The sequence below is a fragment of the Streptomyces sp. YGL11-2 genome, assembly GCF_050054615.1.
Taxonomy (GTDB): domain Bacteria; phylum Actinomycetota; class Actinomycetes; order Streptomycetales; family Streptomycetaceae; genus Streptomyces.
In genome coordinates, this window is the sequence record NZ_JBNHIN010000118.1 from 1 (window position 1) to 5,901 (window position 5,901).

The following is a 5,901-nucleotide window of genomic DNA, read 5'->3' on the forward strand; positions in this document are numbered from 1 at the left end:
CTGGCGCACCACCCCGACCAACCCGCCAACCAAAGTCCCCAGAAGCTGGGACCGTTAAGTCACTGGTCTTGAGGCTAGAGGCATTATTGACCTTTACCAGGTTATTTCTTGATCAATTCCTTGTGTCTCCTTGAACTTGGTCTGCTGAGCTGCTGCGGCCAGCAACGAGGGGGAGCAGTATGGCGATCGAACTGCCTGGTCAGGTGGTGTCGTTCCTCCAGTTCATCGGGGTGAACTGGCCGGACATCAACGAGGACAAGGTCCGCGAATTCGGATCCCACGTACGCGACTTCGCACAGAAGGTGGATGACACCCACAAGGACTCCACCGCCACGATCAAGCAGCTGGAGGACGTGTATCAGGGCGCGTCGTACGAGGCGCTGCTGGCCAAGTGGGGCCAGATGTCCGACAGCCACATGACCGAGCTGGTCAACGCCTGCCATGTGGTGGCCGACGCGCTGGACATTGCGGCGGACACGATCGTGGCGATGAAGGTGGAAGCCATCGCAGAACTCACCGTGCTGGCCATCACCTTCGTCGCCGACCAGGCCGCCGCCGTCGCCACCCTCGGCCTCGCCGAAGCCGCCGAAGCACTGGTCATCGAGGCCGCCGAGAAGCTCATGGACTACCTCGTCCAGCAGCTGGAGCAGTACATCATCGGCCAGGTCATCGAGGCGGCCATCAACCCCCTCGTCGAGACCGTCGGCAAGGCGGTGAGCGGGCTGGTGTTCCAGGCTGCCGAGTCCGCCCTCGGCGTCTCCGGGGGCGGCGGGTCGGGCGGGAGCTTCTCCATCCACCCCGAGGCGCTGCAAGCGCGCGCGGAGAAGCTGCACGCACATGCACGGACGGTGGCGGGCCACGCCGCCGAATTCGAGACGAAGGCTGCGGGGGCGAGCTTCGTATGACCAATCCGGTCGTCAAGGCGCTGGAGCACGGCGCCGGAAAGCTGGGCAAGGCCCTGGGCAAGGACGCGGGCAAGGCAGTCGAGGACCTGTACCACGGGACAGGTCAGCGGATGAAGAAGGTCGCCGCCAACCACGCCGAGAACGACAAGGGTGTGGCCGACCACTTCAAGGGCCTCGGCAAGGACGGTACGAAGGACCCCAAGAGCCCCAAGCCGCAGGGCGGCGGTTCTTCCGGCGCGGGCGGGGGCGGCAAGGGCGGCGGGCAGAACGGTCCGGCCGGCGGCTCGGGAAGAAACCCGTGGTGGCACGGCCACAGCTCCGATGAGATGCGCCATCATCGCCGTCCGCCCGTCGACGTGTCGGGAATGGACCGGGAAGCCCAGCTCAAGGTCCTCGGCGATGAATCCCGGCATGTTGCGGACGACGCGAGAAAAGCCGACCCGAATAACATCGTCCCAGGCAAGGACTACCGGAAGGACGGATGCGCGGGAAGCTTCCTGCATGACGGCACGATCACCGCGCATACCAGTTCGGTCAGGCGCAAGGTGCCGCAATCACAGAAGGATATTGACGCCGGCATTCCGGCGCCCGTCGCACAGGAACACCCCAAGGCGCACCCGGCGTTGCAGAATCTGCTCGACGACGTCAAAGCGAAACAGCTGGCCGAAGGGAATAGGCCAGGAGTGGGGCACGGTAACTGCGCCGAAGTCTCACTCGTCTCCGACCGGCTCCACCAGCTGGATCCCACTGGCACTAGAATCAAGACTCCCGAGGATGCCCGTAGGGAGCTTGAAGGAGGTGTCATGCACAGCCGCCAGATAGGTGAACTCAAGGAGAAGGATCCGGAGACGGGAAAGAAGGTCGTTGCACTGGAGCACGGGGCTTTCAAACCACCGTGCCGGTCGTGCGAACACATGCTGCCAGCTCTTGGGATATCTGTTCACAGTGAATGATGAGGTCTGCCATGATCCCCGAAATGTCGAGGGAAGAAATTCTGCAATGGCTGTCCGCGAACGGATGGAGTCCGGAACGGGATATTGTCGACAAGGCCCGTGAATTCATCGACGACGCTGTAGCGGATTCGGTGGCGGAGGGTTTCCCGGTAGTCCCCTCGGAAGCGGCGGAGCAGTTTGTCCGCACGTACGGACTGCTTCAACTCAGACACCCCGGCAATCCGGATGACAAGCTCGTCACCAATCCGACCGGCGGCTACGAGGGAGACTTCGAGGAAATCGCCGAGCTTGCGCAGGAAATCGGAAAGAGCCTGTTTCGGGTCGGCTATGATCTGCCGGAAGGGGGCATCTTCGCCCTGGCCGAAGACGGCTGCTTCTACTACATCCATCACACCGGCACATCGTATATCGGGGCCGATGAATACGAAGCCTTCGGCAACTGGTTGAGAGGGAATTTTCAAAGTGTCTGAGCATCCGGAAGATGGAGTGGTTCCCGGGACGGCTTCATCCCTCCTCGTTCAGGGAACCGTTGTCAGCCACACCAATCTGAGTGGTGATGGCGAGCCGAACCTTCATCCGACGGTGCGCGCCTACTTCGACGAGATCCCCATCGAGCTGCGGGAACCGTTTCTCGGTTACTGCGCCGAATCGACCCTCGTATCCGACCAGCTCTGGGCGCTGGACGCCAGACGGCCGGGGCTACCTCCGATCTCCTTGGCGGAAGCCGCACCGCACTTCGCCGGAGCCGCCATGACGTCGAAGATGATCCGCGAGCACGGAGACCCGGACCACGGCCGGCCCACGGAGCCGTGTCGTGCATGCCAAGGTCTGCTGGATCGGCTCGGCATCGAGTTCATCAGGTTCTGATGAGGGGCGTTGAGGATGGACATGGCGAAAGCAACCAGCATGAGTGGCAAAGCCAGTGCGGCCGTCGGCGATGACGTGGGACCGGGGGTGCGCGACGTCCTGGAGAAGGCAGGCTGGTCGCCGGGACGGGATGTCGGCCCTTCAGCGCCGCTGGCCATGCTGCAAACGGTCAGTACGGTCAGCCCGCAAGGCGGCGGCACCTGGGAACTGTTCGCGGCCGCGGAGCGCGCCTTGCGCGAATTTCACGGCGTGGAATTCCTGTTGGACGGTCCGGGCGCAGAAGTGGCCCTGCACGGGCTGGTGATCGATCCGCGCGAGGGGCGCCACTCGCTCCGGACGTTTCAGCGGTTTGCGGTCAAGATCGGCCATCGGCTCTTCCCGTTCGGTTCCCACGGCGAGGATTCACTGCTGGCCATTGACGAGGAAAGCAGGCTCTTCCTCGTCAACCACGGCGGCTGGTGGTTCGCCGGCGATACCGTTCTCGCCGGCCTCACGACCCTCATCGAAGGCCGCCGTCCGCAGCGCGTCCGAGCGGATGGCACATGGGGGGAGGAAGCGGCCAGGGAGGAAACGGCCACGGTGGAGGCGACCACGGTGGACGCGGTCCCGCCTGCTGTCGACTGTTTCGACGAGGCGGAGGGTACGGGGTTGGACGTCGAGATCCGGCGAGCCTTTGGCTGAAGCCTGCCTCGTAAACCGGTAGCGGGGTGTTGCGTTGGGCTGATTGTGCAGGTCATCACTGCTCAGCGCCATGAGCTCATCAAGGTGTTCACCGGGCTCCGCCCGGGCCAGTTCCAGCGTCTGGTGTGGGCTGTCATCCGTGAGGGCGGCCGGCCCCTGGCTTCTGACTGACTGGGTCGCCGGTGGGCGCTGTCGCTGGAGGACCGGGTGCTGCTGGTGGCCGCGTACTGCCGCACGAACCTCACGATGCGGCAGCTGGCGCCGTTGTTCGGGACCTCCCCGGCGGCCGTCGGCCGGGTCATCAATCGGCACGGCCCCCTGGTGGCTCTGCTCCCGGCAGAGGGTCGAGAGCCTGGCCAACCTTGCTGTCGTCGCCCTCGACCGCCTGGAAACGCTCGTCCGTAGCCGACTCAAACGCCTACAGTACCGGCCTGACACCCTCAATGGCTTCATAGCGGGCACCGGTCTGACCCTTGACAGTCCGACATCACCTTGACGAGTCGAGGTCAGTAGACTGGTCAACTGCCAGCGGGCCCCCGCCAATTGGGAGTTGGGGGAAGTGAACGCGTGGGCTGATGAGGACCGGGGTGGGAGGGGAAGCGTGCAGGAAGATCTTGGCTATCTGGTGGGGCTCTCGGAACGCGATCTGGATCTGGTGATCGCCGAGCATCTCGTCGCGCATGATCTGGGGAGTCAGGAGGACGACGACGAAGAGCGCGTCTTCATCGCGGGTCGGTGGTTCGCCTCGCTGCGGGGGAGGCTGCGCAGCGCCATCTGTGGGCAGGAGGCGATCGAGCGCGCGCTGGAGAATCCGGGGGATAACAATCAGCTGCTGGCTGCGGCGATTGTGGATGCGTTGCTGAATGTGAACTTCAAGGTCGATGTCCCGGTCACCGTGCTTGCGGTTAAGGTCGCTTATGTGGGTGTCCGCAAGATATGCAGTGGTGACGAGTGAGGGCCAGAGTCACGTGCTTGCGGATGAGTTCATAGCAGCAACCGGAGGAGCCGTCACGAGCGAGGACTATCCTCCCTTCCTCCGGGACCGCCTGTCCCAGATGTGCACGGGCGTCTTACTTTTCTCGCGCTGGTGGTTGAGCGAGGGCGACAGCAAGACGGGGGTTCACACGCGACTGGAGTTGGTGAACTCGCCCTTCTTCACCTGCAGGACGAAGGAGGTGAGTGAGGGGGAGTATGTAGTGGTGGTCCCCCTCGGTTTGGTGTGCCGCCTTTACGTACTGGCTCACCTGCTGCTCGGCTATTGGGACTCCGTCAAATTCTATATTCCTGTTCGGCAGAGCGGGAAATGGCAGGTTTCCCCAGGTCTGTTCCCTCTCTTCGGGAAGGTTCGAAACAAGGGTGACGGACCATGGTGGGCGGAGTTGGAAGACCTGTTCGCACAGGTCGAGATCTCCCATTACGACGCGGTGCGCCTGACCGAAGTTGCGCTCATGTATGTCATCGGCCATGAAGCGGCGCATGCCTACCGCCGTCACGCGAAGGCGCTGGAAGTATTCAGGCATCGAGGTCTGGTGCGCGACGAGGCCGAGGAGGCGGTCTTCCGGCGCTTCGCGGAGACGGATGCCGATCTCATGGGCACCCATTGGGCGTTGGACGCCCAATGGATTGGCCTCAGAGGCTCGGGCCAGTTGGACGAGGCGGGAGTGGCTTACCTGCGAATGTCCTATGCCGTAACGATGGTGCATGCCCTGTATGACGTGAAGCGCAAGGAGATCGGCGCTTACCACACGGGTGCCTACTGCCATCCCATCGTGAGGCGTCATCTCTTCACCGAGGCGAGCCACCAGATGGCGCATGCCTACCCGTTGCAGTCGACGGGGTGGATCGAGGCGGAGTTGGAGGGGTGGGGGAAATGCGTGCAGGCGCTCTACGGACTCAACAAGGACGTCCTGGTCGGGCGGTTCGGTGAGGCGCCGGAGGGATGTACGCACCTCCCGGTTTCAGCCTTGCAATACAACATGAGTGAAGCTCTGCGGTGGAAGAACGATTTCGGGCGGGAGACCGTGCTGTATCGTGCTGTCCGAAGAATCTACTGGGACACCGTTGATTTCGTCATCGCTGAAACACCACCGGTGGTCGATTTCCCCCCCACCGGCAGGGATGTGTGGCGGCGGGCCATGTCCTCCGGCGACCCTGTCATACGTACCGCCATGTCCATGGTGGGCAGGCATTTTGAGGCATCGAAAAACGATCCGGCCTGACCCCGGCGGCGCATCAAACGCAGTCTGGCCAAACTGGATTGTCGAGGTCGTGCGGGTGCCTGCTATGAAGCCGTCGAGGGCGACGACGGCGAGTTTGTCACGCTGACGAGCCGATGTCAGTAGCGTGCTCGACACAGATCCGGCGGGAGGACTGGCGGCGTCTCATCTCGCGCCAGCCGTACCGCTCAGAAGCGGACCCGTCGTTCGGGGCCTTCATGTCCTTCGGCGTCTTGGGCGGGGCACTGACTTGGTCGGGGAACTCGTTGGCCAGGTCGC

The 5,901-nt window shown here is 63.4% G+C and carries 8 protein-coding genes and 1 pseudogene; all 9 read left to right on the top strand.

The genetic code is table 11. The features are described 5' to 3' along the window. Positions 1–179 precede the first annotated feature (179 nt). The 9 genes and pseudogenes from ACO1BR_RS43640 to ACO1BR_RS43680 all read left to right on the top strand — a co-directional run bounded on the left by ACO1BR_RS43640 (position 180) and on the right by ACO1BR_RS43680 (position 5,625). On the top strand, positions 180–905 hold the full coding sequence (locus ACO1BR_RS43640; RefSeq protein ID WP_426800678.1) for a WXG100 family type VII secretion target: 726 nt from the start codon (positions 180–182) through the stop codon (positions 903–905). Next, positions 902–1,858: a YwqJ-related putative deaminase gene (locus ACO1BR_RS43645; protein WP_426800679.1), complete on the top strand. Its 957-nt coding sequence runs from the start codon at positions 902–904 to the stop codon at positions 1,856–1,858. Before ACO1BR_RS43640 ends, ACO1BR_RS43645 begins: the two co-directional genes overlap by 4 nt. A gap of 11 nt (positions 1,859–1,869) precedes the next feature. Next, positions 1,870–2,328, top strand: a complete 459-nt coding sequence (locus ACO1BR_RS43650; protein WP_426800680.1) for an SUKH-3 domain-containing protein — start codon at positions 1,870–1,872, stop codon at positions 2,326–2,328. Then, the gene (locus ACO1BR_RS43655) at positions 2,321–2,725 is read left to right on the top strand and encodes a YwqJ-related putative deaminase (RefSeq protein WP_426800681.1); all 405 of its coding nucleotides are present in this window, start codon (positions 2,321–2,323) and stop codon (positions 2,723–2,725) included. Before ACO1BR_RS43650 ends, ACO1BR_RS43655 begins: the two co-directional genes overlap by 8 nt. 21 nt (positions 2,726–2,746) lie before the next feature. After that, complete coding sequence (locus tag ACO1BR_RS43660; protein ID WP_426800682.1) at positions 2,747–3,406, top strand: SUKH-3 domain-containing protein; 660 nt, start codon at positions 2,747–2,749, stop codon at positions 3,404–3,406. Between the two features lie 195 nt (positions 3,407–3,601). Continuing rightward, positions 3,602–3,811, top strand: a complete 210-nt coding sequence (locus ACO1BR_RS43665) for a helix-turn-helix domain-containing protein (protein ID WP_426800685.1) — start codon at positions 3,602–3,604, stop codon at positions 3,809–3,811. After that, positions 3,756–3,902, top strand: a pseudogene (locus tag ACO1BR_RS43670) (IS630 family transposase); the annotation flags it as partial. The gene ACO1BR_RS43665 and the pseudogene ACO1BR_RS43670, both read left to right, overlap by 56 nt. A gap of 105 nt (positions 3,903–4,007) precedes the next feature. After that, a complete protein-coding gene (locus ACO1BR_RS43675) occupies positions 4,008–4,361 on the top strand; it encodes a hypothetical protein (RefSeq protein ID WP_426800683.1) in 354 nt (117 codons plus the stop codon). Positions 4,362–4,581: 220 nt separating this feature from the next. Continuing rightward, entirely contained in the window at positions 4,582–5,625 is a 1,044-nt protein-coding gene (locus tag ACO1BR_RS43680; RefSeq protein ID WP_426800684.1) for a hypothetical protein, read from the top strand. The last annotated feature ends 276 nt before the right edge of the window (positions 5,626–5,901 follow it).

Excerpts from the sequence above, each read along its gene's own strand:
- ACO1BR_RS43640 (WP_426800678.1), top strand. The coding sequence starts at position 180 with ATGGCGATCGAACTGCCTGGTCAGGTGGTGTCGTTCCTCCAGTTCATC.
- ACO1BR_RS43645 (WP_426800679.1), top strand. The coding sequence starts at position 902 with ATGACCAATCCGGTCGTCAAGGCGCTGGAGCACGGCGCCGGAAAGCTG.
- ACO1BR_RS43650 (WP_426800680.1), top strand. The coding sequence starts at position 1,870 with ATGATCCCCGAAATGTCGAGGGAAGAAATTCTGCAATGGCTGTCCGCG.
- ACO1BR_RS43660 (WP_426800682.1), top strand. The coding sequence starts at position 2,747 with ATGGCGAAAGCAACCAGCATGAGTGGCAAAGCCAGTGCGGCCGTCGGC.